We start from the raw sequence: 26,360 nt of genomic DNA, 5'->3' as shown, positions 1-26,360 counted from the left end.
ATGACTTCCACTTATCGCTACCTCCCTGATACGAAACAAGATCAAGAGGAAATGCTATCTTTTTTAAATATTTCTTCGATAGATGAGTTATTTGAAGATATTCCAGAAGAAATCCAGCTGAAATCAGAGCTAAATATCCCAGCTGGTGTCCCTGAATCACTTCTTTCGAAAAAAATGAATCAGCTTGCTTCTAAAAATAAAAATGCGAATCATTACCCGACGTTTCTTGGTGCGGGAACCTATGATCATTACATACCAAGTGTGGTCAATCATATGATATCACGTTCCGAATTTTACACAGCATACACACCATACCAACCGGAAATCAGCCAAGGTGAATTACAAGCGATTTTTGAATTTCAAACCATGGTTTGTGAGCTTACAGGAATGGATGTAGCTAATTCTTCCATGTATGACGGCTTTACTTCACTTGCAGAAGCTGCATCACTTGCTGTAGCGTCGACACGACGTTCCAAAGTTCTTGTGTCGAAGGGAGTTCATCCTGAATCACGTGCCATCCTAAATACGGTAGCAGATGGCCAAGGTTATAACGTTGAGGACGTCAATCTTACTGATGATGAAACAAGTCTAGTGCAGCTTCAAGGACAAATTGATAAAAACACAGCTGCAGTTATTGTACAATACCCAAACTTTTTCGGTTCCATCGAGGATTTAGCAGAAATTAAGAATATCGCTGATTCAAAAGGAGCGCTTTTCATTGTAAGCGCCAATCCATTGGCACTAGCACTCTTGCAATCTCCCGGTAAACTTGGAGCAGATATTGTGATCGGGGATATGCAGCCATTAGGAATCCCGATGTCCTTCGGCGGCCCGCACTGCGGTTATTTTTCAGTAAGTAAGAAATTTATGCGAAAAATCCCTGGACGAATTGTAGGGCAAACGCGTGACGAAAAAGGACAACGTGGATTTGTATTAACCCTGCAAGCACGTGAGCAGCACATTCGCCGAGATAAAGCATCGTCTAATATTTGTTCAAACCAAGCATTAAATGCACTTGCTTCTGCGGTTTGTATGAGTGCACTTGGAAAGCAAGGAATTCGTCAAATGGCGCAGCTAAACGTTGAAAAAGCAGATTACATGGCAAAATCGTTAGATAAAAAAGGCTTTACTATTATGAATAAAGCTCCATTCTTTAATGAATTTGTTGTCAAGCTTCCTCGTCCAGTAAAGGAAGTCAATTCAAAACTCCTTGAAGCTGGTATCATCGGCGGGTTTGATTTAGGAAATGATTACGGCTTAGAAGATCAAATGCTTATTGCAGTAACAGAGCAGCGGACAAAAGAAGAGATTGACCAATTTATCGAGGTATTGGAGGCAGCTGTAAATGGTTGAATATAATGATCTAATTTTTGAAATTAGTCGTGAGGGACGTGTTGGTTCAAGTCTTCCAGAGAGTGATGTTGATCATGTTGATCTCAATGATAAACTACCGAAGCATTTGATTCGTGATCTGCCGGCAGAACTCCCAGAAGTATCAGAGTTACAGCTTGTTCGACATTACACCGCGCTTTCGAATAAGAACCATGGGATTGATAATGGTTTCTATCCACTTGGTTCTTGTACGATGAAATATAATCCGAAAATAAACGAGGACGTAGCACGTTTGGAAGGGTTTAGCCGCATTCATCCCTACCAGCCAACTGAAACGGTCCAAGGCGCATTAGAAGTTTTATATGAATTACAGGAAGAATTAGCTGTCATTACAGGAATGGATGCCGTGACGTTACAACCTTCAGCAGGTGCTCAAGGAGAATGGACCGGGTTAATGATGGTCAAAGCCTATCATAAGCAAAAAGGTGAGGTAAGAACCAAAGTCCTTGTTCCAGACTCCGCACATGGAACAAACCCTGCAAGTGCAACGGTTGCTGGCTTTGATACGATAACGATTCCATCCAATGAGCATGGGCTAGTCGATTTAGAAGAATTAAAGAAACATGTCGATGAAAATACAGCAGCTTTAATGCTGACAAACCCAAATACTCTCGGTCTATTTGAAAAAGAAATCGTAGAGATTGCTAAGGTTGTTCATGAAGCAGGCGGCTTACTATACTATGATGGAGCCAATGCGAATGCCATCTTAGGGAAAACAACTCCTGGCCAAATGGGATTTGACATCGTGCATTTAAATCTTCATAAAACCTTTACAACACCTCATGGCGGGGGCGGCCCAGGTGCAGGCCCGGTCGGTGTGAAAGAGAAATTGATTCCGTTTTTACCAGTACCTCGTGTTGAGAAAGTAAATGAAGTATATGTACTAGACTCTAACCAGCCACTTTCTATTGGCCGTGTAAAAGGATACTATGGAAACTTTGGTATTCTATTACGAGCGTATACCTATATTCGAACTATGGGGGCAGAGGGGTTACGTCAAGTATCGGAAAGTGCAGTACTTCATGCCAATTATCTGCGCAAAAAACTAGAACCATATTTTGAAGCACCGTATTCGCAAATTTGTAAGCATGAATTTGTGTTATCTGGATCAAGACAGAAAAAGCTTGGTGTCAGAACACTGGATATGGCCAAACGCCTGCTAGATTTTGGCTACCATCCACCTACCATCTACTTCCCGCTAAATGTAGAGGAATGTTTGATGATTGAACCAACAGAAACAGAGACAAAAGAAACACTAGATGCTTTTGCGGATGTCATGATTCAAATTGCAAAAGAAGTGGAAGAAAATCCAGGTGTCGTATTAGACGCACCACATACGACAGTAATTGGCCGGTTAGATGAAGTACAGGCTGCTAGACAACCAATCTTGCGCTATACAAAAGAAAAAGCAGTAAATAAAGAAACCGTAATGTCATAACTGAATGTTTAAACATGAACCATCAAGAATGAATAGATGTTCTTACTATATCATTCTTGGTGGTTCAAAATAGCCTAAGCTTCATGACAGTTCATAGGAGTGGTAAATATGTCAATCGATTATGTTCGCAAACCAGAATGGCTAAAAATAAAATTAAATACGAATGAAGAGTATACGGGCCTAAAAAAAATGATGCGCGAAAAAAAGCTTCATACAGTCTGTGAAGAAGCGAAATGTCCTAACATCCATGAGTGCTGGGCTGTACGTAAAACGGCAACCTTTATGATTTTAGGAAGTATATGCACCCGTGCCTGCCGTTTCTGTGCGGTTCAAACTGGGCTGCCGACAGAGCTTGATTGGGATGAGCCAGAACGTGTAGCGGAATCAGTAGAACAAATGGGACTAAAGCATGTCGTCATTACCGCAGTTGCTCGTGATGATTTAAAAGATGGCGGGGCAGGAGTATTTGCCGAAACCGTACGGGCAGTAAGACGCCGCAATCCATTTTGCAGTATTGAAGTCCTCCCGTCAGATATGAAGGGTGAATACGACAACTTAAAAACACTGATGGATGCACGGCCTGATATTTTAAATCACAATATTGAGACAGTGAAACGTTTGTCACCCAAAGTTCGTGCTCGGGCAACATATGAACGTTCCCTTGAATTTCTAAGACGTGCAAAACAAATGAATCCTGAAATTCCAACAAAATCAAGCATTATGATCGGGCTGGGAGAAACGAAAGAAGAAATTATCGAAACGATGGATGATCTTCGTGCTAACCATGTAGATATTATGACAATCGGTCAATACTTGCAGCCAACCAAACATCATTTAAAAGTTGAAAAATATTGGAGTCCACAAGAATTTGAAGAACTAAAAATCATTGCGATGTCAAAAGGCTTTAGCCACTGTGAAGCAGGTCCGCTCGTTCGTTCCTCTTATCACGCTGATGAGCAGGTCAATGCAGCAAAAGCGAATGCGTAATCCCATTAAGATAGGCGAATTAGGGGAGTGAAGTCCTATGATGATAAAAATGACAGAATCGGCGAAGAATAAGCTACAGGAAATGGTGGTCAATGGAGAGCAGACTCCCCGGATCGACGCCGAAGTGGCTGGTGGATGCGGCGTGACTGTTAAGTTTTCCATTGTATTTGATGAACCACGACGTAACGACTATACCATTGAGATGGATGGGATTCAGATTCGACTAGATCGTTTTACAAAACGTTATTTAGATGAAGAAACACATATTGATTATAATGACGAAAACGGTTTTCTAGTAGGAGAAAGCTTTGCCTCTAGTGCATGTGCAATTGAAATAGATTAATAGATACATATACATATTTTTATAAAGGGGACTCGGAACATGACAAAAGAATATGATGTTGTGGTTATCGGCGGCGGAACAGGCGGGTACGTTGCTGCCATTCGCGCTTCACAGTTAGGGTTAAAGGCGGCAGTGATTGAAAAAGGAAAACTTGGTGGAACATGCCTTCATGCTGGTTGTATCCCTAGCAAGGCTTTATTAAGAAGCGCAGAAGTGTACGCTCAAACAAAAAAAGTAGATAAGTATGGTGTCATTGCTCCAGAAGTGGGACTTGATTTCTCAAAAGTACAGGCTCGGAAAGAAGAAATTACAGCTCAGCTATTTAAAGGTGTCCAGCATTTAATGAAAAAAGGAAAGATCGATGTTTATGACGGGAAAGGCAGTATCTTGCAGTCAAAAGATGTTTTAGTAGAATTGAACAATGATGAAGGTGAAATCATTTTAAGCCCACGCAATATTTTAATTGCTACAGGCTCTCGTCCAAGAACACTGCCAGGCCTTGAGGTAGATGAAAGCTATGTGATGACATCGGATGAAGCATTGAAAATGGAGACACTTCCAAATTCAATTATCATTGTTGGTGGCGGAGTGATTGGAATGGAATGGGCGTCTATGCTCGTGGACTTCGGATTACAGGTGACCGTACTTGAGTATGCCGATCGAATTTTACCAACAGAAGATCTTGATGTATCAAAAGAAATCCAGCGTTTAATGAAGAAAAAAGGTGTAAAAATCGTTACGAGTGCAAAGGTGCTGCCTGAGACACTTGAAAAAGGTGATGTTGTTTCAATTAAGGCGGAGCATAAAGGAAAAGAGACGTCGTTTTCTGCTGATAAACTTTTAGTATCTGTAGGACGCCTGCCAAATACAGAAGGCATTGGTCTGGAAAAAACGACGATTGATTTCGATCGTGGTTTTATTAAAACAAATGAGTTTTATCAAACGAACGAACCAAACATATACGCGATTGGTGATGTGATTGGCGGCTTGCAGCTTGCCCATGTTGCTTCCCACGAAGGAATAATCGCCATTGAACATATGGCAGGTGAAAACCCAGTATCACTTGATTCGACTCTTGTTTCTAAATGTGTATACAGCAGCCCGGAAGTAGCGAGTGTGGGGTTCACAGAAGTGGAAGCAAAGGAAAAAGGATATCAGGTAAAAACTGGTAAGTTTTCATTCCGTGCCATCGGTAAGGCTTTAGTTTTTGGTGAATCAGATGGTTTTGTCAAACTAGTGGTGGAAGAAGGAACGAACAAGCTGTTAGGAGCGCATATGGTAGGTCCGCATGTAACGGATATGATTACAGAAGTAGGCCTCGCTCGAGTATTAAATGCAACGGCCATGGATATTGCTCATACAATCCATCCTCACCCGACATTGGCTGAAGCCATTGGTGAAGCAGCCCTAGCGGTAGATGGAAAGGCAATTCATTCATAAATCATAACGCTAACAATGGAGGCAGAGCAATGAACACAAAAGTAAAGCCGAAACGAGCAAAATTATTAATTTCTTGTCCAGAAAAGCCAGGGATTATCTCGACAGTAACGAATTTTTTATTAGAACACAAAGCCAATATTGTCCATTTTGACCAACATACAACGGATCCACAATCTGGTATATTTTTTATGCGGATTGAGTTTGATTTGGAAGATTTTGATTCTGCTTATGAAAAAATTGAAAATGATCTCAATGTATTGGCACGGGATTATGCGTTGGATTGGCAGTTAAGCAGTAATGAAAGAAGAAAGCGAATGGCAATCTTTGTTTCCAAAGCAGACCATTGTCTCACTGAGCTTATTTGGCGGTGGAAATCGAATGAAATAGCGGTGGATATTCCTATGGTAATCAGTAATCATCCTGATTTAAAAGAAATGGTTGAGGGTTTCGGCATCCCTTTTTATCATATCCCGCTGTCACAAGATACGAAAGAAGAAGCTGAACAGAAAGCCTTAGAATTATTAAAAGATAAAGTGGATTTTATCGTTCTGGCCAGGTATATGCAAATTCTTTCTCCTAAATTCATTTCCCATTTTCCGAAACAAATCATTAACATTCATCATTCTTTCTTACCAGCTTTTGTTGGGGCAAATCCTTATGTAAGAGCATTTAACCGAGGGGTGAAGTTAATAGGAGCAACGGCACATTATGTAACGAATGATCTTGATGAAGGACCAATTATCGAGCAAGATGTACAGCGTATTAATCATCGCTATACAGCAGCGGACTTAAAGACAGCGGGACGTCATGTGGAAAAGAGAGTTCTCGCCGAAGCCGTTTCCTGGCATGTTGAAGATAAAGTACTCGTTCATGGTAATAAAACGATTGTATTTGCATGAGTTGATTTCATAAGGTGGTTCGCGAACAAGATTGGCTTTTTCCTTAATGAAATGAAACGAATGATACAAAAGCAGCCAAGCGCTTTTTCAAAAGCCATGGCTGCTTTTCGTGGTTACCCTGTTTGAATGATCATGCGGTATAGGATGATAGTAGCCTAAAGCTTGCTCAAAAGATAAGGAAGATGGGATATCAGGGGGATATTCGAAACTACATGTAAACGAAAATCATAGGAGATGAGGCTATTGGCAGGAAATGAACTTTTACTGGGTTTTATTCATATCGTTTTAGCTATTCTTTGGATATGGATTTTTCTTCAAAATAAACGAAAGCGTACGGTAAACTACATACATATCATGTTGCTGCTTTTTGCCGTTGGTATATTGCTTAATTCACTATATGAAGTGTTCAATAGTTGGTAGTTTTAGGGAACTAGGATCATGATTCTTCGCGCTTTTAAAATCTAGTTAGTTATAATATAATTTTCAATCAGTATTTCCATATTTACACTAAACTCCAAAAACTCTGCATTTTCCTTTCAATTCTGTTTCTTATCCTTTTTCATCCGTATTTTTACCACTTTATCTATATTTTTTCCTAATCTAAAATGGCAGGTGACTATGGAAAAGACCTGCGTCTTTTGGTACTTAATGAGTTGCTCAAAATGTTGGGCAGCTTCTATTTGTATATTTGGCAACACGCGAGTATAGAAGTTTAAGTGTCCATTGGTACTTTTAATTTTCTTATATAGGTAACCCTGAAAATTGGCAGTATATAAAAGATGAACCCAATAATAATGGACAATATTTCTTTTTTTATATAATACATTATAGTGGCAAACAAGGGGATTATAGGGAATGACCTGTAAAAATACAAAATAAATAAAAACCTTTTTAGCGGAAATCCTTCAATTTGTAAATCATTGGAATTGCTCGTGATATCCTACAGATACTATAAAATGAATCCTCCTTTTACGAGGTAGAAAAGGTCAACAGGCGTTGATCAAACGCTTGCGGGGTAGAAGGATATTACGTATGAAAGAAAGGAGTGTAATGGTATGAAACGTCAACTCATTTTAGAAGACGGTACTGTATTTGTTGGAAAAGGATTTGGCAGTGAAAAGGAATTGATAGGTGAAGTAGTATTTAACACAGGGATGACCGGCTATCAGGAAATTTTGTCGGATCCTTCTTATTGCAGTCAAATTGTTACACTTACTTACCCGCTTATTGGTAACTATGGAATTAATCGTGATGATTTTGAATCCATTGAACCAACAATTAATGGCTTGATTGTAAAAGAATTTTGTGAAATACCTTCAAATTTCCGCAGTCAATTTCCACTTGATAAATTTTTAAAAGACAAAGATATTCCAGGTTTAGCGGGAATTGATACAAGGAAGCTTACAAGAAAAATCCGAGAGCACGGGATTCTAAAAGGAAGAATCTGCAGCATGGAAGTTATGGTTGAAGAAGTAGTGGCAGAATTAAAGGAAGCAGAATGGACGAGAGACCAGGTGAAACAAGTATCAACAAAACGTTCCTATCCGAGTCCTGGAAGAGGTTTTAAAGTCGTGCTAGTTGACTACGGAATGAAGCACGGTATATTACGTGAGTTAACGCTGCGTAACTGTGATGTTATAGTCGTTCCGTATGATACAACGGCGGAAAAAATATTCAGCCTAAGCCCGGACGGCATCATGTTAAGTAACGGGCCTGGGGATCCGAAAGAAATAACAGAAGGAATTGAAATGATTAAAGGTGTGCTTGGGAAAATACCATTGTTCGGCATTTGCTTAGGTCATCAATTGGTTGCACTTGCATGTGGAGCAGATACTGAAAGATTGAAGTTTGGCCACCGCGGATCAAACCATCCTGTTAAAAATTTAGAAACCAATCGTGTAGAAATTACCTCGCAAAACCATGGGTATACAGTCCGTTTGGAATCTTTAGAAGGAACGGATTTAACCGTAACACATATTGCCTTAAATGACGGGACTGTTGAGGGGTTAAAGCATAATAAATATCCAGCTTTTACTATCCAGTACCATCCGGAGGCATCCCCGGGACCAGAAGATTCAAATTATTTATTCGACCATTTCATTGAATTAATGGAAGCAAGGAAGAAGGTAGGGACGAACGATGACAAAACGCTTAGACATTGAAACCATTTTAGTAATTGGATCTGGACCAATTGTGATCGGACAAGCGGCGGAGTTTGATTATGCAGGTACGCAGGCATGTATCGCATTAAGAGAAGAAGGCTACAAAGTCATTCTTGTTAACTCAAATCCAGCGACCATTATGACTGATACGGAAATGGCAGATAAAGTATACATCGAACCGTTAACTGTTGAGTTCGTTAGCTCCATTATACATAAAGAACGCCCGGATGCCATTTTACCGACTCTAGGTGGGCAAACAGGGTTAAATCTTACTGTAGAATTGGCCAAATCAGGTATTTTAGACGAGCTGGGCGTTGAAATATTAGGAACAAAATTAAGTGCGATTGAACAAGCAGAAGACCGAGAATTGTTCCGTTCATTAATGAACGAACTGAATGAACCAGTTCCGGACAGTGAAATTATTCATACGCTGGAAGAGGCATATGCATTCGTGGAACAAGTTGGCTACCCTGTTATTGTACGTCCGGCCTATACACTTGGAGGAACGGGCGGCGGTATTTGCCACAATAAAGAAGAATTAATTGAAACTGTAACGAGCGGCTTAAAATACAGTCCTGTTACCCAATGCCTGCTCGAGAGAAGTATTGCCGGGTTTAAAGAAATTGAGTACGAAGTAATGCGTGACAGCAACGATAATGCTATTGTTGTGTGTAACATGGAAAACATCGATCCTGTTGGTGTCCATACAGGTGATTCAATTGTTGTAGCACCGAGTCAAACATTAAGCGATCGTGAGTATCAATTATTGCGTAATGCATCTTTAAAGATTATTCGTGCCCTGAAGATTGAGGGTGGATGCAACGTTCAGCTTGCCTTAGATCCCTTCAGCTTTCAATACTATATTATTGAAGTAAACCCGCGTGTGAGCCGCTCATCCGCGCTGGCATCAAAAGCAACAGGTTACCCGATTGCGAAACTTTCGGCGAAAATTGCTGTTGGTTTGACGTTAGATGAAATGATGAATCCTGTAACAGAAAGAACCTATGCATCTTTTGAACCTGCCCTGGATTATGTAGTAACCAAAATTCCGCGCTGGCCATTTGATAAATTTGAATCGGCCAATCGGAAGCTTGGTACACAAATGAAAGCGACGGGTGAAGTAATGGCAATCGGACGTACGCTCGAAGAGTCCTTATTAAAAGCCGTTCGTTCACTTGAATTAAAAGTTTATCATCTCGCATTAAAAGATGCCGATCAAATCAATGATGAATTGCTTGAAAAACGTATCCGTACAGCAGGGGATGAGCGCTTATTCTACATAGGTGAAGCACTCCGCAGAGGAATAACCATTGAGCAAATTCATGAGTGGAGCAAAATTGATATTTTCTTTCTTGCGAAGTTTGACAATATAGTCAAATTCGAAAAGGTTTTGGAAGAAAGCAAAGGTGATCAAGAAGTTCTCCTTGAAGCAAAGAAAATCGGTTTCTCAGATAAAACAATTGCTAAACTATGGGGTATGACAGAACGTGACATTTATGAATACAGGAAAAAGAATAGAATTATCCCTGTTTATAAAATGGTGGATACATGTGCAGCTGAATTTGAATCTGAAACGCCATATTTTTATGGTACATATGAAGAGGAAAACGAATCCGTTGTCACTGAGAAGAAGAGTGTGATCGTACTCGGTTCCGGACCCATTCGTATCGGACAAGGAGTGGAGTTCGACTATGCAACGGTTCACTCTGTCTGGGCTATTCGTGAAGCCGGTTACGAGGCAATTATTATTAACAATAACCCCGAAACCGTTTCAACCGATTTTAGTATTTCAGACAAGCTTTATTTCGAGCCATTAACCATTGAAGATGTTATGCATATTATCGATTTAGAAAAACCACTTGGTGTGGTTGTCCAATTTGGCGGGCAAACAGGGATTAACTTGGCCACAGAACTGGCGAGCCGAGGTGTGAAAATCTTAGGAACATCGCTTGAGAGTCTTGAGGCAGCAGAGGACCGTGAAAAATTTGAAAAAACCTTAGCGGCTCTGGATATTCCACAGCCTTTAGGGAAAACTGCAACGTCTGTAGAAGCAGCGGTGAAAATTGCAGAGAAAATTGGCTTCCCTGTACTTATTCGGCCATCTTTTGTCCTAGGCGGAAGAGCAATGGAAATTGTCTATCAAACAGATGAATTACTTCATTACATGAAAAATGCGTTTCAAGTACACGAGGATCAGCCGGTATTGATTGACCGTTATTTAACAGGGCAGGAAATGGAAGTAGATGCTATTTCAGATGGGGAAAATGTCTTTATTCCGGGAATCATGGAACATATTGAGCGTGCAGGTGTCCATTCAGGTGACTCGATTGGTGTGTATCCGCCACAAATCCTGTCAGAAGAAACAAAGGCGACCATCATTGACTATACCACAAGAATAGCAAAAGGTTTAAATATTGTAGGATTACTTAATATTCAGTTCGTCTTATCAAAAGGTAAAGTGTTCGTATTGGAAGTTAACCCGCGTGCTAGCCGTACTGTACCTTTCCTAAGTAAAATTACCCGTGTGCCAATGGCCAATCTTGCTACGAAAATCATGCTGGGAAAAACGTTACCAGAGCTTGGATATGAATCAGGCATTCATCCTGAGGAGAACAATGTTTTTGTGAAAGTCCCTGTATTCTCATTCGCAAAGCTTAGAAAAGTAGATATTACACTAGGACCCGAAATGAAATCAACCGGGGAAGTGATGGGACAAGACACGACATTAGAGAAAGCTTTATATAAAGGATTTATTGCTTCCGGTACTTCCATCAAGCCCCATGGGTATGTTTTGTTTACCGTTGCTGACAAAGATAAGGCGGAAGCAGCTGAATTGGCTAAACGTTTCTACAACATTGGGTACCGTGTCCTGGCAACAGCAGGAACTGCCGCTGCATTTAAGGAAGAAGGAATTCCTGTAAATGTGGTGAATAAAATCGAATCCGAAGAGGGGAACTTGTTAGAGGTCATTCGTAATGGTAAAGCACAGCTTGTCATCAATACCCTAACAAAGGGCAAACAGCCTGCTCGTGATGGATTTAAAATTCGCCGTGAAGCAGTTGAAAATGGGATTCCATGTTTAACCTCACTTGATACAGCAGTTGCGATCTTTCGTGTTCTTGAAACCATTCGATTCCAAACAACACCAATGCGAAGTACATAACAGCTCGCTTGGTTTTATGATGAAGCTAAGACAATACACAATTGATTACATTTTTTAACTCTAGGACAAAGTTGCTCTAATAATCATAGTATTACTAGATTTTTTTCAGGTCAAATTCAAAAAGTTATGGTAGTAGAGGGAGGGATAAGTATGAATAAGTCGGAAGCTGTTACTAAAAAGGAACAGAAAAAAGATAACATTAAAAAATACAGTGAAGTCAACGAATTCAACCATGAACGCAATCTAGTTGCCAAAGCGCAAAAACAAATGTCTTCACAAGAGACAACTGGAGTATTAGATCAGCAATAAGAACATCTCTAACTGTTAAGATAATAAAAGCTGTAAGGAACTAGGTAACATAGGCTTTATTAATGATATAAATCCCTAATTTATAAGCTGCTCAATTTGTTGAGTGGCTTTTGTTATGTTGTTTTATTAATGCTGAGGAATTTCAGGGGGTAAAGACATTATATAAAACAGGATTAAATGTATTGTTGATTCTAGTGGACCAGGAGTATTTTGAATAGGCGCCAAAAAATGCAGTAAATAGCTCAGTTCAATTTGGAATAGGCTATTTATTTTTTAAAAACAAAAAGCACCTCAGTTTTAAATTGTGGTGCTTTTTGATATGTTTTTTATTTACATTATACAATCACGTTTTACGATAGGGAAAGAAACCCGTTAAGTGGGGTCTCTGCTTTTATTTCTCTATTATGGTTTTTCAACTATTGCCATCTAACAAATTAGTGGTACAAAAAGTAATCAACTTGTTTTTATTATCTATAATCCAATTACAGCGTATCGCAGACTTTTGAATATATTCTTTAACGATATCAATGGAGCTAACCTGATCCAAATAACGACCCAGAAAATGAATGAAAACGTCAAGACTTCTTAGTTGGATGAGGACAGGAACAGCTTCGATTTCAGCTTCAGTCAATATTAGAGATTTACCATAACCGGAAAGAAATGCATCAATTTTTGCCCAGGTAATGGTTTCTTCTTCGCTAGGTTGGATGAAGTCTGATAAGCAAACAGCCAGTTCCATCACCCGTAAATCGTTCGTAACAAATTCAAAGTCAAGAACAGCTGACACCATTCCATCTTTATTGACGAGAATGTTGGACGCATTTAGATCGCCGTGAACAAGCTGATGTGGCAAATGCCTTAATGTTGTAACTTGCTCGGTAAAGGAAGTGAGCTGTTCATAAATCACAAATAAATCTGTGGTGTGTTCTGAAAATTCGCTTGGAGGTTTTTTGCAAAAGCTCAAAACATCCTCTAAAGAACAACTAGGATGAGTACTTTCAATCTCATAATATGGTCTGTAGGCAGGGCGCTGCTGGATTTGTACATGTGCTAGCGAAGCTGATAATAGACCAGCCGTTCTCCCGTAAGATTGTATTTCTGCTAATTCGTCCAGGGCAGGGTTTACTCCATCCAAGTACTGAAATAAACCGGCAATCTTTCCATCTCTGGTTCTGACAATTGTTTTTCCATCCCTTGTTCGGATAGGTTTGGGTATAGAAAAAGTTAGAGGCATTTCCGCTAATGCAGCTAGAATTGCATGCTCATACTTTACCTTATCTACATCCTGATGGGTTTCGTAAACGCGGAGTACAAATGGATTATCATCAACACGAACAAATCGGGTCGTATTGTTTGCACCACGTTGCCCAACCCATGTTTCCCAGCTGTCTGCCGGAAAGTACTGGGCAAGTATATCATCTATGTATATATTCTTTTCAACCACCATAATCAGTAATCCTTTGCTTTTTAATATAATCTAATGTAAGTATATCATGCGGTAATTCCACAGTGACAGTTGTAGAGTAACTATATTTGGTGTATCCTTCACTATATATATTAGGTATTAGAGTAGGTGTATAGTATGAGTGATAAAATGGATAAGCAATTGGAAAAAGGGTTAGTAAAAATGTTAAATGGACTAAAAACATTGGAAAGAGATATGGAGGAGAAGCAATACCAAAAACATTGGGTGGAAAGGAAGGTTCCTTTTACGCTATTTGAAGGTCTAAGTTCCTTTACAAAAGCAGACCTAGACGATATTAGAAAAAAGTTAGATATTAAAAACGCTAGTAGTTTGAAAAAATCAGATTTAATTACTTTGTTGATAGAAAAGATACCTGAGAATCTTGAAAACCTTATATCTTTTTGGGATATGGAACGGTTTAAAATCTTGACAAATATAGCCAATAATGGCGGGCAAATCAATGCACCCAATATAGAAGGGGAGCAAATTGAGTATTTTCGTGATAGCGGTTTGATTTACACGGGGACTTTTGAAGGAAAGAAAATAATGGCTGTCCCAAGTGAACTGATTGACCCAATCAAAGCAATAAAAGATAATATAGAAATAAAGTCGAAAATAACTAGAAATACTGAGTGGATCAAGCTTACAAACGGTCTTTTATTTTATTATGGGACATTAAGTTTAACGAAACTGCTAGAGATGCTAGAAGATTATACAAAAACAAAGATAAACATTAGGGAATACCTTGACGTAATATATGAAGCTAATTCTTTCCGTAAGGAAAACTATAGTAATGTGGAAGGTTACTCTAATATTAGAGTATTTGATCCGAAAAAAGTTATACAGGAACAGGGAGCGAGAAAAACAGTACCATATTATCCTTTTACCAAACAACAACTCCTTATAGCGGGTGAACCAGGTTTTGTTGACCGGAATATAAGCTATACGCAATTAGTGAACTTTCTTTTGCAAAACTTCGAAATAAATAAAGTGAAAGCAGATAGTATTGTAGAAGAGTGTGTGTATGCAACGAGGATTGGTCATGGACCTAATGATGTTCTAAAGTATTTAAGTCATCAATACGAATTTGATAGTTTAGAAACCATTAAGGCGTTAATGGATAAAGTTGTTTTCTTGATGAATAACACGAGAGAATGGTTTCTTAAAGGATATACGTCGACTGAATTGAGTGCACTGGAGAAAAAACATCTAAAACCGCTGCCAACCTCTAATGATAGCGAAAAGGTTATGAAAATAGGCAGAAATCAGCCGTGTCCTTGTGGAAGCGGGGAAAAGTATAAAAAATGCTGTGGTAGATAAGGGAATCCAATGGGGCGGCTCTCTTGGTTCAAGTTAGACCAAAAGAACTTCCCCATGTTTCTTCATTATAGGTTAAAATATTCTTTTCGAATTTCATGGAATCGTTTTTCATCAATGGTTTCCTTTTTCAATGCGCGATCGACCCATTGTGTAAACGAAGTGTCGGTTAATGTTATGTTCCCTTTATCTGTTATCTTCGTAATTAAAGGCTTCTTATTAAATGCAGATTCAGGGTGTTCCATGATAATTCTTTGCACTTCATTTAATTCAGATATATTTTGAATCGGCTCTTTAGAATTAAAAGCGTAATCTATTATCCAATCCTCGTCTTTCCGATTTAATTTCATGTACAACATATAATCCCCATGTTCACTGTCTGTACGTTCCACTCTAAATTCTCCATTACTTGACGCAACAGTCTCTCCGCTTAACGGAACGGGCTTTAATGGTAAATTCCCTCCGAAACCGGTATCAACAACATAGGCCTGCCCATTATGAGTAATAAGATTGACCACATGAGTATTTCCAGTCCCACTCCATTGTTGATTCATATGATTATAAGTGACTCCGCGAACTAAGGAGGGGATAAAGCCATTTTCATATAAGAAAAGGTAAAGAATTGTATTTAGTTCGTAACAAAGCCCGCCCTCGTTTTGTTGAAGCATTTTACTCGCTAAATTTTCTTTTGAAATTTCCTTTGTTCGATTTTCAATAATACATAAATTTTCAAAAGGAATGGTTTCTGCAGTCTTTTTAAGAACCGTATCTAAATATTGAAATGTAATTACTGCATCTTGAGATATACCTACTCTATTTCGGAATAGTTCGTTTAGGTTGTTCATTCCTGGGTCCTCCTTGATCCATGCCTATATTCAATGATAGCAAAAAGCTCAAGGTATCCCAAATTAGAAACAAGTGCCAGGTGCCGACTATATTTTTTGGAGGTCAAAATTGTAAATGATAGAATAATGTAGAGGGTACTCTACAGGGACGGTTCTCTTGGCTCAATTTAAACAAATAGTAGACCAATAGAACCGTCCCCATAGTCTTAAGAGGGGTGATAAAACTGGAAGCAATTGTCTTAGCTGCTGGATATTCCAGTCGAGCAAATGTATTTAAAATGACGTTGCCACTTGGGCAAATGAGTGTATTGGAGCAAACAATTTCTAAATTTGAAGGATTATGCAGCAGGGTCATCGTCGTTGCTGGGTTTCAAGCGGACCTCATCAAAGAGGAAATCGCAAAATTCAATAATTATTCATTTCAGATTAAGTTTGTTTACAATGAAAACTTTAACCAGGGGATGTTTAATTCGATCCAAAAGGGATGCAACGAAGTAAAAGCTTCAAGCTTCTTTATTACACCTGGGGATTGTCCGCTTGTGAAAAAAGAGACAATTAATCTATTAGCAGAACATAAAGGGGACGTAGTGATTCCCAGCTTCCGTTATAAAGGTGGACACCCGATCAAATTATCAAAAGTAGTAAAACAAAAAATTCTCGAAACCGACCCGGAGAGTAATTTACGTGTTGTCTTGAGTGGTTTTAAAAAGGACTACATCAATGTAGATGACCCGGGAGTCCTCATGGATGTGGATACACAGGAGGACTACCAACGTGCGATTGTTTATTATAATATAACTTAACTCACAGGGACGGCCCTGTTGGTACAAGCTAGACAAAAAGTAGTCCACTAGAACTGTCCCTAAATATAAAGGAGAACACATTTCGGTAACAAGTGAATGTGTTCTCCTTTATTTATCTCCTATTAATCTTAAGAACATATAGTATAGGATTTTCCTTTCAATAAATTTTTATTTAAGGTTAATCCGTATATCTAACACCTTTTAAGATCATATTGACCTTTAATTTAGTATCTTGGACAATATTTTTTCGAAATTGCTTCGCTTTTTTGAAGGCTTCCGTCATTCCTGATGCTATGATCTTTATTTCTTTGTTACCCACCGGTTCTTCTAGAAGAAAAATATATTCTTTCATGCTGGTTCACCTCATAAGTTGTAATTTCAATATAATTATATACGATTTTGAAAGCGATTACTACATTATTTTGTGAACGTTTTCACTATTAACTTTTAGGGTTATGAAATGAAAAATAAAAGTTAAACCTATTTAGACTTAGTAGCTAACTGGAACCTGACACGTTAAATCAAAATTCTTTGTCTAGATACCTTACATAGTAAGGTAAATTCTTCCGACTTTAAAATATAATGAAAAGAACGAATTTCTTGAATGAAATTAATCATAAAACATCAGGCTGATTTATAAAATCGTAGGAAGAGGTTTCTATTATTATTGTATTCTTTTAAAAAAGAGTCGGAGGGTGTTGTTGGAATGAATCTAAGAGACATAAGCACCTCAGTGCCCAAAAAGGACCATAAAGGCAAGGTATCTGGCCAGTTGGCCTATATTAGTGATGTGAAAGTGGAAAATATGGTTTATGGCGTTTTGTATCGGTCGCCCATTGCTTATGGAAAAATCAAATCTATACAATTACCAGACCTTCCTGAAGGATATGAAGCGATTGGTGCAGAGCATATCCCCGGACCGAATTATGTCAAAATTATCAAAGAAGATCAGCCGATTTTTGCCAATGAATGGGTCAATTATATTGGTGAACCGATTCTCATGCTCGTAGGTAAAGACCTTGATATCCTGTACAGTCTACTCGATAAAGTCAAGATTGAATGGGAGGAACATCAGGCTATTTATACACTGGACGAAGCCATCAAACAAAAGGCAGCACCTGGTGTTACGATGGCAAACTATGAATTTGGAGAAAGTCTTGATAATATTTCAGCTATAGAGCAGGGCGCCCACCAAATTATTGAAGAAGAATATAATACCGGTTATCAAGAGCATGTTTACCTTGAACCACAGGGAATGCTTGGAATTTATAAGGACGATGAAATTGTCGTTCAGGGTTCGATGCAATGTCTTTATTATATTAAAAATGCCTTGCTAAGCGCTTTAGCCTGTGGCGACGATGACGTCAGAGTGGTTCAAAGCCCAACTGGCGGAGGGTTTGGAGGCAAAGAAGAGTTTCCTTCAATGATGGCGTGTCATGTTGCCGTTGCCGCAAAAGCAGTAAAAAAATCTGTCATGCTCGTGTTCGACCGTTCTGAGGATATGGTCGTTACCACGAAAAGACATCCTGCCAAACTCAAATATCGAACAGCAATTGATAAGAAAGGGAGTATCTTGAGCATGTGTGTCGAGGTATATCTCGATGGCGGAGCGAATGTGGGATTGAGCTCAGTCGTGCTGCAGCGTGCCTTACTAAATAGTGCCGGTGTGTATAAAATCCCACATTTTCATGCAAAAGGTTATGTCTTAAAAACCAATACCGTACCGAACGGTGCCTTCAGAGGCTTTGGTGCGCCGCAAAGCTTTGCTGGAATCGAAAGTCATATCGGTCATCTTAGTAAACTAGCAAACATCGACCCACTAGAATATAAACGAACATACCTCGTCAAGCAGGGAGACCCCACCATCACCAAAGGAAATTTCCGCGACCCAATATTAATGGAAGATATGATTGAGGACTTGCTAAAGACGTCCGATTACAAAAAGAAAAAGGCAGAGTTTCAAACCTTCAATGTTCAAAATCAGCGCTATAAAAAAGGTATTGGAACGTCGTTGTTCCTCCATGGCTGTGGATTTACAGGCAGTGGTGAACGAGATCATATAAAAGCAAAGGTCAAGCTCTATAAATCCAAAGACAATCTGGTGTCACTTAAAATCTCAAATTCTGACATGGGACAAGGCATTTTGACGACGTTGAGTAAAATTGTCGCTAAAGAACTAGACCTCCCATACGACGAAGTTTTGTACCCTTATCCCGATACAAAAGAGGTTCCCGATTCCGGTCCGACTGTAGCCTCAAGGACAACCATGATTGTTGGAAAATTGCTTGAACGAGCTGCAAAAAAACTAAAGGCTCAGTGGCAGACAGGAGTGGAACAGGAAGTAACGGAGGACTATGTTCATCGTGAAATGATTCCTTGGGACGAGAAAACCTTCACCGGAGATGCCTATCCTGCTTATTCATGGGGCGTGAATTTTGTTGAGGTAGAAGTGGATACCTTAACAGGAAATGTAAAGCTGGAAAAAGTCTATGCCAATTATGAAGTAGGGAAAGTCATCGATGACCGGGTGATGAAGGGGCAAATTGACGGTGGTTTAGTGCAGGGATTAGCGTACGGGTATCTAGAAAAAATGACGTCAAAAGAAGGCAGAATCCAACAAAAAAGTATAACGGACTATGGACCCCCGACTTCCATGGACGTAGTTTCTATACAAAGTAAGGTGTTTGATAATCCCTATGCGGATGGTCCATACGGGGCAAAGGGCGCAGGTGAATTGACGTTAATTGGGGGCGCTCCGGCAGTCCAAGCTGCAATCGAAGATGCATTGCAAACTCCTTTTCAGCAAATTCCGATTACACCTGAAGTCATTATAGAAAGTCTATGGATGAAAGAAGGTGAAGAAGGATGGTAAAGTTTACCCTAAATGGAAGAAAAATAGAAACCGACGCCCCTCCGACAGCAAGATTACTAGATGTAATAAGAGAGGATTTTAATTTAATTGGTACAAAGGAAGGCTGCGGTGAAGGAGAATGTGGAGCCTGCAGCGTTTTTGTCAATAACCTCCTGCAAAACAGCTGCCTAATTCCCATTGGCTCCATTGATGGAGACGATGTTGTAACGATAGAAGGAATCATGGAATCGGAACAATTTAAGATTTTAGATGATTGCTATTCCGAAGCCGGAGGAGTGCAATGCGGTTACTGCATTCCGGGGATGGTCATGGCTAGTGCAGCTTTATTATCTCAAAACCCTCATCCTTCAGAAGCAGAAATTCGTGAAGGGATATCCGGAAATCTATGCCGATGTACGGGCTACAATATGATTGTCGATGCGATTAACCTAGCAGCTAAAAAAGGGGACGGCGTATGGCAGAAAAAATAACCGCCTATCGATTTGATCGTTTAGACCAAACCTTGAGTCAATTGAATATAGAAAACTGTGCCATTATTGCTGGAGGCACCGATGTCATGGTGATGTACAAAAGTCGAAGGGGAGTACCCCCGAAAATCACGAAACCTATTATTTTTATCGATCATCTTTCTGAATTAAAACAGGTGTATCAAAATGGACAGGATGTCCATATAGGTGCCTGCTGCACGTATAGCGAATTACTCGATGACCCGTTAATCCCAATACCTTTAAAGAAAGCTATCAAAACGATTGCAGCACCGGCGATTCGAAACAGAGGGACATTGGGAGGAAATATTTGCAACGCTTCGCCGGCTGGTGACACACTGCCCTTATTATACGTCTACAACGCAAAACTTTTGCTGCGCTCTTTAAATGGTGATCGTATTGTCGCGATTAGCGATTTTATCCAAGGTGTGCGCAGAGTTCAACGTGAGCCGAATGAAATTCTGACTGAAATTATTTTGCCGTCAGTATTAGAGGAAGGTGCTCATGTCGTTTTTGAAAAAGTCGGAAACCGCAACGCTGATGCCATTGCTAAAGTAGGGTTTGCGGGATATATCCGGACAAATGGTGCTGTAATTGAGGATGTTCGCTTTGCCTTCGGAGCGGTAGGGTCTACCATGGTTCGTTCGATTGATATTGAGAAGAAGCTGCTTGGCAAGACCATACCATTAGCAGATGCAGACATCATGCAGGTTGTGGCAGCTTTTGATAAAATCATCAAACCAATCGACGATCAACGCTCCACCGCTATATACAGAAAAACAGTCGCCTTAAATCTTTTACGATATTTTCTTAGCCTGAAACACCAACATCAACACAATTAAACTCTATAAAAAAGGGGGGAGCTATACTTGCTACTGATGGAAAAAGTCGCATTGCTGAATCGACAAAACGAAACTTTTGCTCTTGCTATGATTATAGAATCAAAAGGCTCAACTCCCAGGCATGTTGGAAAAATGATTGTCTACCGAGATGGTACCATTGAAGGAACTGTCGGCGGGGGACTTGCAGAACATTATATCATTGAAGAAAGTGTAAAAGCGCTCCAAAGCGGTAAATCAAAAATTGTTGAATACAAATTGAATAGACACGCAAAAGACGGCATTCAAATGAGTTGTGGCGGTACCTTGAGGGTGTTTATAGAGGTCTATACAAGCAGACCTGAACTCGTTCTGGCTGGAGCAGGCCATTTAGCACACGCGTTATCAAAGCTTGCTGATACCCTTGAACTTCCTTATTGCATTGTCGATGACCGGGTGGGTTACGCAACCAAGGATCGCTTTCCCAATGCGACAAACCTTTTTGTTAATGAGTATATTGAAGAGGCATTACTCGCGGCCAATCTAAATGAAAAGTCCTATGTAATCATTGTCACGAAAGATCGTGATGATATCGTATTAAAAACAGCACTCCAATTTCCGATTGCTTATGTAGGAATGGTTGCCTCAAAGCGTAAGGTGATAACCATATTTGATAAACTAAAAGCTGAAGGTGTCACACCTGAACAGCTGGAACAGGTTCATTCTCCGATCGGATTGGAAATTGGCGCGGAAACGACAGAAGAAATTGCCATTAGTATAATCGGCGAAATCATCAAACTAAGTAAGGCGACTAAGCCTATAAAAGTGGAACAATTGAATAGATAATTTGATGGCGTCCTGCATGGAATGTAGGTCGTTTTTTTTGAGTGAATTTTACTTAAAGGTCTAAAAAGGACATTATTTAGTTTTCCGAACCTTCTTAAATATACTGTCATCTCTATTCTTTGGTTAAGTTGTATATTTCCTTTTTGAAATTCGTGAAGACTTTCTAATAATTCTTTACGGGTAATAGGTTGAGCATCCTCCATTAACTCAAAACCTAATCCTCCATCGCATTCAATTGTAGCAGTTTTTACATTGGAAACCTTTTCTTTAGACTGATAAAAAAATTATCTAATAGAAGTACGTTGCTCAAATGGAAATAAAAATGTTTTCATTTGCTTTGAAAAACGATAATGTAATTCGGCAAAAATTCCGCCTATCAAGTCGGAAATTAAATCAAGGTTCGTGTCTAAGAGGCTTGGTTGATTTTTTATCTTCGGTTTAAAAACTTCATCTTCGATAAACTCCAATAATTCATAAATGGTTCCCAATGATAATGCCAGACTTATAATAAATAAAATGGTCAGTCTTTGATTTGTTAATTTAAATTGAGCAAATTGCTGAATGACAAAAAATATCCAAAGTGTTAATGCATAGGTCCCAAAAATATGTTGCAATCGGTCATATAGACTAGAGGTAACATACAGATTTAAATATTCCCCTAAGTAGTCATTAAAAGTTATGGAAAGTAAAGTAATTGTTCTAATGTAAAGAGGAATACTCCAGTTTGCTTTTTTCTCCAGAATCATATAGATTACCCAAAAGCAAAGATTGCCAGCGGCCATTCTCATATAGTCGAAATTTTTATCTTTAAAAAGAGCAATTATACAGACGATCTGAATGATTATAAATAGCAAATCTATAACTTTTTCTTTATATGTTTTTGACAGGTTAGACACCCCAGATTTTTACTTTTTTCACTTACCTTTTATTTCTAAATGCTAATAATGTTGTCTTTAATGAAGCATAAGAACCAATTGCAGCATATCCATAAAACCAACCCATAAAAAGACCAGCGAAAAAATGGTGGCGATGACTGATAAAAATGGAAATACTTAAACCGAGGATCAGTGCTATTGTTGGAACATATTTTTTCTTAACTTTTAAAAAAACTTTTATCAATTGGGTAATTACCATTACTAAAGGAACTGCAATCACGGCATCCCAAAAGTTTGTATGTATCGTCGGAAAGTCCACATCTATACACCTTCTTAAAATAATAAGTACTGAAGCATTGAAAATGAGGAGACTGTTAAATATAGGTATCAACTTTAATATTTACTTGATTATATTCTTTTATTAGTGAATATCCGAAATTTCAACGCTATTCCACTGTTAAGAGATTATTCTTCAAGTCTTTACAGGAATGGTGATTTATTAGATGAAATGATGACATTACTGAATATTACCACGCCTGTATTTATTCAAACGGAGATTGCATTTTATAAAACAATGTTTAATTTTCTTTACTCAACATGTGGTTAAGTCATTTGGTGAAAGGGAATCTTTGTTTATTATTACAACAAAATTTCAAGAACTATCCAATCTATGGTAAAAATAGTTGGAATAAATGGTACCACAGATACATTAGGAAGCATTGCTTTGTTAAAAAACCTACTGCGAATAATTTGCGGTGAGTTTTTTGTATGAAAATATAAAAAATTCGTTTCTAAACAAGTCGTTGCAGCTTGTACGTTCATCTTGTGGGAGAATCCACTAAAAGTTGTTCGATAACTTTGAAATAGACTATTGAGAATCTTATAAAGTTATAGTATTGTTTAGTAGAAGGTAACTTACCTATGGTGAATTATAAGTGGTTTATCAATTGTAAGTACAACTTTTTACGAACAGGAGGTAATATAAGGATGAGTTAAGTTTCTTAATATGAGTGGTACGTATATTTAATCATCTATGAATCTACATAAATAGTATTTTTTCTACTCTACTAACTTATATCTAGGTTAGAAATACCTTCCATAATCAGAATATTAAGTAAAATTATCTATAGGTCGATGTCTATACGCTAGTCTATGAATTTGGTAGATAGCGTGTTCAATAATGGTAGCGTTACCACAGGAGGAGAGAAAACGAAAATGAAGATTCGATTAAAAAAATTGATATTTATTTCTCTAGCATTGCTGTTATTAATTCCAAGCGGTGTCCTTGGCAAAAAGAAAGCAAGTATTACTAGTAATTCCGAGCCAATTGAGTTTAGAAATGCCTCCGTTCATGACCCTTCAATCATTAAAGATCCAAAAACGGGTACCTACTATGTGTATGGTTCACACATTGATGGTGCTAAATCAACAGACTTAATAAATTGGGATAGATTTACCAATGGCTATACAACCCCAAATAATAAAGTTTACGGTGATTTATCAGCAAATCTTGCGGAGTCCTTTAAATGGGCAGGAGAAAATGATTCAGACTCAAGAGGCGGCTTTGCCGTTTGGGCGCCGGATGTTTTTTGGAATAAACATTATGTAAATGAAGATGGTACAAAGGGTGCCTACATGATTTACTATAGTGTGTCTTCCACGTATATCCGTTCTGCAATCGGGATAGCAGTTTCAAAGAATATTGAAGGTCCATTTAAATATGTCGACACCATTATGTATTCAGGATTTACCAACAAAGAAGTATATGATCGAAACAGCGTCGTGAATAAACACTGGGAAAATACGAATATCGCAGAGCTTATTGAAGATGGTGTGATTGACGAAGTAAATCCAGATTGGTTTACGGCAAATGGAGATTACAATAATAAACTGTACACCAACGCCATTGATGCCAATATTCTTCAGTCTAAAAATAATAAGTTATATATGACATACGGCTCCTGGTCTGGCGGTACCTACATTTTAGAATTAGATAAGAAAACAGGACTCCCAAAATATCCAGGTAAAGATGGAAAAACAGAAGATGGCCGAATGATCGATAGATATTTCGGTACAAAAATTGCTTCTGGCTACGGCCGTTCTGCTGAAGGAACATATGCTGTGTATGATAAAGATACGGGCTATTATTATCTATACATTACCTATGGCGGTTTAGCTTCTGATGGCGGTTATCAAATGAGACAGTTTAGATCAGAGAATCCTGATGGTCCATATGTGGATGCTGAGGGCAACCCTGCAGTATTCCCAGAGACATTTGATAGAGGAGTAGGAAACTTCCCAGGTAATGACGATCATAAGGATATTGGTAATAAAATGATTGGTAATTTCTTATTTAAAAGAGATCTTGGCGAAGCGGGCACAGGAATTGGGACAGGCTACCTTTCACCAGGTCATAACTCTTATCTAATTGACGAAGAATTAGGCAAGGAATTTATCGTTACGCATACTCGTTTCCCGCAGCAAGGGGAAATGCACGAAGTTCGTGTACATCAAACATTTAAGAACCGTGATCAATGGCCGGTACCAACACCGTACCGCTATGCTGGTGAAACCATTAAACAGGTTTCAGAAGGTGATGTAACAGGTGACTATAAATACATTAACCATGGAAAAGAAATCACTGGCAGCTTAACAGAGTCCACTTGGGTGAAATTAAACAGTGATCATACCATTTCTGGTGCCATTTCAGGAACATGGAAGCTTTATGGGAATTATAGAGCAGAGTTAACCATTGATGGTGAAGGTACGTATGATGGTGTATTTATCCGCCAATATGACCCAACTTCGGAGCAATGGGTGATGACGTTTAGTGCTATGTCCGATGAAGGAATCGTCATTTGGGGTAGTCATGTGGACGCTTCGTCAGATGAAGAATTAGTACAGGCGATCAAACAAGAGTTAGGTACTAGTTTTCAATCTACTGTAATAAGTGATGTAACGCTGCCAACCACAGCTACAAGAGGAGCGCAAATTACATGGGAATCTTCTAATACAGACGTAGTGTCAGTTGAGGGAACGGTTACAAGACCAAGTTCAGATTCTGAAGATGCGGTGGTAGACTTAACCGCGACCATTACATTAGGTGAAGCAACTCAATCATTAACAGTTAGTGTTACCGTACTCAAAAAGGAACCAGGCGGCTTATCGGCGTTATACGACTTTAATGATGGTTTGAAAGACACTTCTGAAAAAAAAGCGGACGCAACCGTGACAGGAGACCGATTAAATAATACAGGCGGACATATTACGTTTGAAGAAGGTAAAGTGGGTCAAGCCGCTAAATTTGACGGGAATTCTGGACTGCGTTTAGCGAACGGCTTAATTACGGGTGATACTTACTCTGTATCACTGTGGGTAAAACCAGACCAAATTACTGATTTTACAACAACATTCTTTGGGACTGAAACAGCCAATAATTGGATTAGTGTCGTACCGAAAACACCTTTTGGTAATACAATGGTATGGTCACATAACGGTGACCAGTGGTACGACGCAAAAACCAATACAGTCATACCTGCAGGTCAGTGGTCAAATCTTACTTTTACGGTCAATGAAGGCCATGCTGTATTTTATATCAATGGTGAAGCGAAATATACTGGTGATAACTTCCCGAATGTATTCACCTCCATTGATGCTGAATTTGGTTTAGGTGTTAACTACTGGGATATTCCTTTTAAAGGATTAATGGATGAAGTACGTGTTTATGATGAATTAGCCCTTCCGGCAGATCAAGTACAATCCCTTTACCAAAATCCTGGTCAAACTGCTGAATAAAAAGGAATAAAATTTAATTGTAATTTTTCCTTAGAGTGGTTACTACTTATGTACTAGAACAAATAGGTATAAAGGCAATACAAGATACCCCTTTTGCAGAATAGTT

Annotated in this window: 22 protein-coding genes; 17 read left to right on the top strand and 5 right to left on the bottom strand. The window is 38.8% G+C overall.

What is annotated here, in order from left to right:
- From gcvPA to QFZ28_RS16950, 10 genes are all read left to right on the top strand, one after another.
- Complete coding sequence (gene gcvPA, locus QFZ28_RS16995) at positions 1-1,353, top strand: aminomethyl-transferring glycine dehydrogenase subunit GcvPA (RefSeq protein ID WP_307195736.1); 1,353 nt, start codon at positions 1-3, stop codon at positions 1,351-1,353.
- Complete coding sequence (gene gcvPB, locus QFZ28_RS16990; protein WP_307195735.1) at positions 1,346-2,830, top strand: aminomethyl-transferring glycine dehydrogenase subunit GcvPB; 1,485 nt, start codon at positions 1,346-1,348, stop codon at positions 2,828-2,830. The genes gcvPA and gcvPB overlap by 8 nt, the downstream gene beginning before the upstream one ends.
- Positions 2,831-2,938: 108 nt before the next feature.
- A complete protein-coding gene (lipA, locus tag QFZ28_RS16985; protein WP_307195734.1) occupies positions 2,939-3,817 on the top strand; it encodes a lipoyl synthase in 879 nt (292 codons plus the stop codon).
- Positions 3,818-3,854: 37 nt separating this feature from the next.
- A complete protein-coding gene (locus QFZ28_RS16980; RefSeq protein WP_307195733.1) occupies positions 3,855-4,160 on the top strand; it encodes an iron-sulfur cluster biosynthesis family protein in 306 nt (101 codons plus the stop codon).
- A gap of 39 nt (positions 4,161-4,199) precedes the next feature.
- Positions 4,200-5,600, top strand: a complete 1,401-nt coding sequence (lpdA, locus tag QFZ28_RS16975) for a dihydrolipoyl dehydrogenase (protein ID WP_307195732.1) — start codon at positions 4,200-4,202, stop codon at positions 5,598-5,600.
- 29 nt (positions 5,601-5,629) lie between these two features.
- On the top strand, positions 5,630-6,499 hold the full coding sequence (gene purU / locus QFZ28_RS16970; RefSeq protein ID WP_307195731.1) for a formyltetrahydrofolate deformylase: 870 nt from the start codon (positions 5,630-5,632) through the stop codon (positions 6,497-6,499).
- 243 nt (positions 6,500-6,742) lie between these two features.
- A complete protein-coding gene (locus QFZ28_RS16965) occupies positions 6,743-6,919 on the top strand; it encodes a hypothetical protein (protein ID WP_307195730.1) in 177 nt (58 codons plus the stop codon).
- A gap of 635 nt (positions 6,920-7,554) precedes the next feature.
- Positions 7,555-8,661 (top strand): carbamoyl phosphate synthase small subunit, encoded by a 1,107-nt coding sequence (locus QFZ28_RS16960; RefSeq protein WP_307195729.1) that lies wholly within the window; start codon positions 7,555-7,557, stop codon positions 8,659-8,661.
- The gene (gene carB, locus QFZ28_RS16955; RefSeq protein ID WP_307195728.1) at positions 8,639-11,824 is read left to right on the top strand and encodes a carbamoyl-phosphate synthase large subunit; all 3,186 of its coding nucleotides are present in this window, start codon (positions 8,639-8,641) and stop codon (positions 11,822-11,824) included. Before QFZ28_RS16960 ends, carB begins: the two co-directional genes overlap by 23 nt.
- 150 nt (positions 11,825-11,974) lie before the next feature.
- Positions 11,975-12,133, top strand: a complete 159-nt coding sequence (locus tag QFZ28_RS16950; RefSeq protein WP_307195727.1) for a hypothetical protein — start codon at positions 11,975-11,977, stop codon at positions 12,131-12,133.
- A 412-nt stretch (positions 12,134-12,545) separates the two neighbouring features.
- On the opposite strand, the gene QFZ28_RS16945 is transcribed toward QFZ28_RS16950, so the two are convergent.
- On the bottom strand, positions 12,546-13,580 hold the full coding sequence (locus tag QFZ28_RS16945; RefSeq protein WP_307195726.1) for a phosphotransferase: 1,035 nt from the start codon (positions 13,578-13,580) through the stop codon (positions 12,546-12,548).
- Between the two features lie 135 nt (positions 13,581-13,715).
- Between QFZ28_RS16945 and QFZ28_RS16940 the strand changes: the two genes are divergently transcribed.
- Positions 13,716-14,918, top strand: a complete 1,203-nt coding sequence (locus QFZ28_RS16940; RefSeq protein ID WP_307195725.1) for a Rho termination factor N-terminal domain-containing protein — start codon at positions 13,716-13,718, stop codon at positions 14,916-14,918.
- Positions 14,919-14,983: 65 nt separating this feature from the next.
- On the opposite strand, the gene QFZ28_RS16935 is transcribed toward QFZ28_RS16940, so the two are convergent.
- Complete coding sequence (locus QFZ28_RS16935) at positions 14,984-15,760, bottom strand: arylamine N-acetyltransferase family protein (protein WP_307195724.1); 777 nt, start codon at positions 15,758-15,760, stop codon at positions 14,984-14,986.
- Positions 15,761-15,975: 215 nt separating this feature from the next.
- On the opposite strand from QFZ28_RS16935, the gene QFZ28_RS16930 reads away from it, so the two are divergent.
- Positions 15,976-16,563 (top strand): nucleotidyltransferase family protein, encoded by a 588-nt coding sequence (locus QFZ28_RS16930; RefSeq protein WP_307195723.1) that lies wholly within the window; start codon positions 15,976-15,978, stop codon positions 16,561-16,563.
- 178 nt (positions 16,564-16,741) lie between these two features.
- On the opposite strand, the gene QFZ28_RS16925 is transcribed toward QFZ28_RS16930, so the two are convergent.
- Complete coding sequence (locus tag QFZ28_RS16925; protein ID WP_307195722.1) at positions 16,742-16,915, bottom strand: hypothetical protein; 174 nt, start codon at positions 16,913-16,915, stop codon at positions 16,742-16,744.
- Positions 16,916-17,269: 354 nt separating this feature from the next.
- Here QFZ28_RS16925 and QFZ28_RS16920 point away from each other — a divergent pair, with 354 nt between their 5' ends.
- The 4 genes from QFZ28_RS16920 to QFZ28_RS16905 are packed head-to-tail and all read left to right on the top strand — an operon-like array spanning position 17,270 to position 21,584.
- Positions 17,270-19,435 carry a xanthine dehydrogenase family protein molybdopterin-binding subunit gene (locus tag QFZ28_RS16920; RefSeq protein WP_307195721.1) on the top strand — a complete coding sequence of 722 codons (2,166 nt, stop codon included), beginning with the start codon at positions 17,270-17,272 and terminating at the stop codon, positions 19,433-19,435.
- The gene (locus QFZ28_RS16915; RefSeq protein WP_307195720.1) at positions 19,429-19,905 is read left to right on the top strand and encodes a (2Fe-2S)-binding protein; all 477 of its coding nucleotides are present in this window, start codon (positions 19,429-19,431) and stop codon (positions 19,903-19,905) included. The genes QFZ28_RS16920 and QFZ28_RS16915 overlap by 7 nt, the downstream gene beginning before the upstream one ends.
- Positions 19,890-20,762, top strand: coding sequence for an FAD binding domain-containing protein (locus tag QFZ28_RS16910; protein WP_307195719.1), 873 nt, complete (start codon positions 19,890-19,892; stop codon positions 20,760-20,762). Before QFZ28_RS16915 ends, QFZ28_RS16910 begins: the two co-directional genes overlap by 16 nt.
- Before the next feature lie 36 nt (positions 20,763-20,798).
- A complete protein-coding gene (locus QFZ28_RS16905; RefSeq protein ID WP_307197051.1) occupies positions 20,799-21,584 on the top strand; it encodes an XdhC family protein in 786 nt (261 codons plus the stop codon).
- A 284-nt stretch (positions 21,585-21,868) separates the two neighbouring features.
- Here the strand turns inward: QFZ28_RS16905 and QFZ28_RS16900 are convergent, their stop codons facing one another.
- Together QFZ28_RS16900 and QFZ28_RS16895 are read right to left on the bottom strand one after the other, a co-directional pair.
- A complete protein-coding gene (locus tag QFZ28_RS16900) occupies positions 21,869-22,480 on the bottom strand; it encodes a hypothetical protein (RefSeq protein ID WP_307195718.1) in 612 nt (203 codons plus the stop codon).
- A gap of 22 nt (positions 22,481-22,502) precedes the next feature.
- A complete protein-coding gene (locus QFZ28_RS16895) occupies positions 22,503-22,778 on the bottom strand; it encodes a hypothetical protein (RefSeq protein ID WP_307195717.1) in 276 nt (91 codons plus the stop codon).
- 896 nt (positions 22,779-23,674) lie between these two features.
- Here QFZ28_RS16895 and QFZ28_RS16890 point away from each other — a divergent pair.
- The gene (locus tag QFZ28_RS16890; RefSeq protein ID WP_307195716.1) at positions 23,675-26,254 is read left to right on the top strand and encodes a lipocalin-like domain-containing protein; all 2,580 of its coding nucleotides are present in this window, start codon (positions 23,675-23,677) and stop codon (positions 26,252-26,254) included.
- The last annotated feature ends 106 nt before the right edge of the window (positions 26,255-26,360 follow it).

This window comes from Neobacillus niacini (assembly GCF_030817695.1).
GTDB lineage: Bacteria > Bacillota > Bacilli > Bacillales > Cytobacillaceae > Neobacillus > Neobacillus niacini_F.
This window is presented reverse-complemented; position numbering and strand designations above follow the sequence as displayed.

Coding starts and splice junctions, on each gene's coding strand:
- QFZ28_RS16935 (WP_307195724.1), bottom strand. CDS start 15,760: ATGAACAACCTAAACGAACTATTCCGAAATAGAGTAGGTATATCTCAA.
- QFZ28_RS16950 (WP_307195727.1), top strand. CDS start 11,975: ATGAATAAGTCGGAAGCTGTTACTAAAAAGGAACAGAAAAAAGATAAC.
- lipA (WP_307195734.1), top strand. CDS start 2,939: ATGTCAATCGATTATGTTCGCAAACCAGAATGGCTAAAAATAAAATTA.
- QFZ28_RS16940 (WP_307195725.1), top strand. CDS start 13,716: ATGAGTGATAAAATGGATAAGCAATTGGAAAAAGGGTTAGTAAAAATG.
- lpdA (WP_307195732.1), top strand. CDS start 4,200: ATGACAAAAGAATATGATGTTGTGGTTATCGGCGGCGGAACAGGCGGG.
- QFZ28_RS16980 (WP_307195733.1), top strand. CDS start 3,855: ATGATGATAAAAATGACAGAATCGGCGAAGAATAAGCTACAGGAAATG.
- gcvPA (WP_307195736.1), top strand. CDS start 1: ATGACTTCCACTTATCGCTACCTCCCTGATACGAAACAAGATCAAGAG.
- QFZ28_RS16920 (WP_307195721.1), top strand. CDS start 17,270: ATGAATCTAAGAGACATAAGCACCTCAGTGCCCAAAAAGGACCATAAA.
- QFZ28_RS16945 (WP_307195726.1), bottom strand. CDS start 13,580: ATGGTGGTTGAAAAGAATATATACATAGATGATATACTTGCCCAGTAC.
- QFZ28_RS16910 (WP_307195719.1), top strand. CDS start 19,890: ATGGCAGAAAAAATAACCGCCTATCGATTTGATCGTTTAGACCAAACC.
- QFZ28_RS16915 (WP_307195720.1), top strand. CDS start 19,429: ATGGTAAAGTTTACCCTAAATGGAAGAAAAATAGAAACCGACGCCCCT.
- QFZ28_RS16925 (WP_307195722.1), bottom strand. CDS start 16,915: ATGAAAGAATATATTTTTCTTCTAGAAGAACCGGTGGGTAACAAAGAA.
- gcvPB (WP_307195735.1), top strand. CDS start 1,346: ATGGTTGAATATAATGATCTAATTTTTGAAATTAGTCGTGAGGGACGT.
- carB (WP_307195728.1), top strand. CDS start 8,639: ATGACAAAACGCTTAGACATTGAAACCATTTTAGTAATTGGATCTGGA.
- QFZ28_RS16890 (WP_307195716.1), top strand. CDS start 23,675: ATGAAGATTCGATTAAAAAAATTGATATTTATTTCTCTAGCATTGCTG.
- QFZ28_RS16905 (WP_307197051.1), top strand. CDS start 20,799: ATGGAAAAAGTCGCATTGCTGAATCGACAAAACGAAACTTTTGCTCTT.
- purU (WP_307195731.1), top strand. CDS start 5,630: ATGAACACAAAAGTAAAGCCGAAACGAGCAAAATTATTAATTTCTTGT.
- QFZ28_RS16960 (WP_307195729.1), top strand. CDS start 7,555: ATGAAACGTCAACTCATTTTAGAAGACGGTACTGTATTTGTTGGAAAA.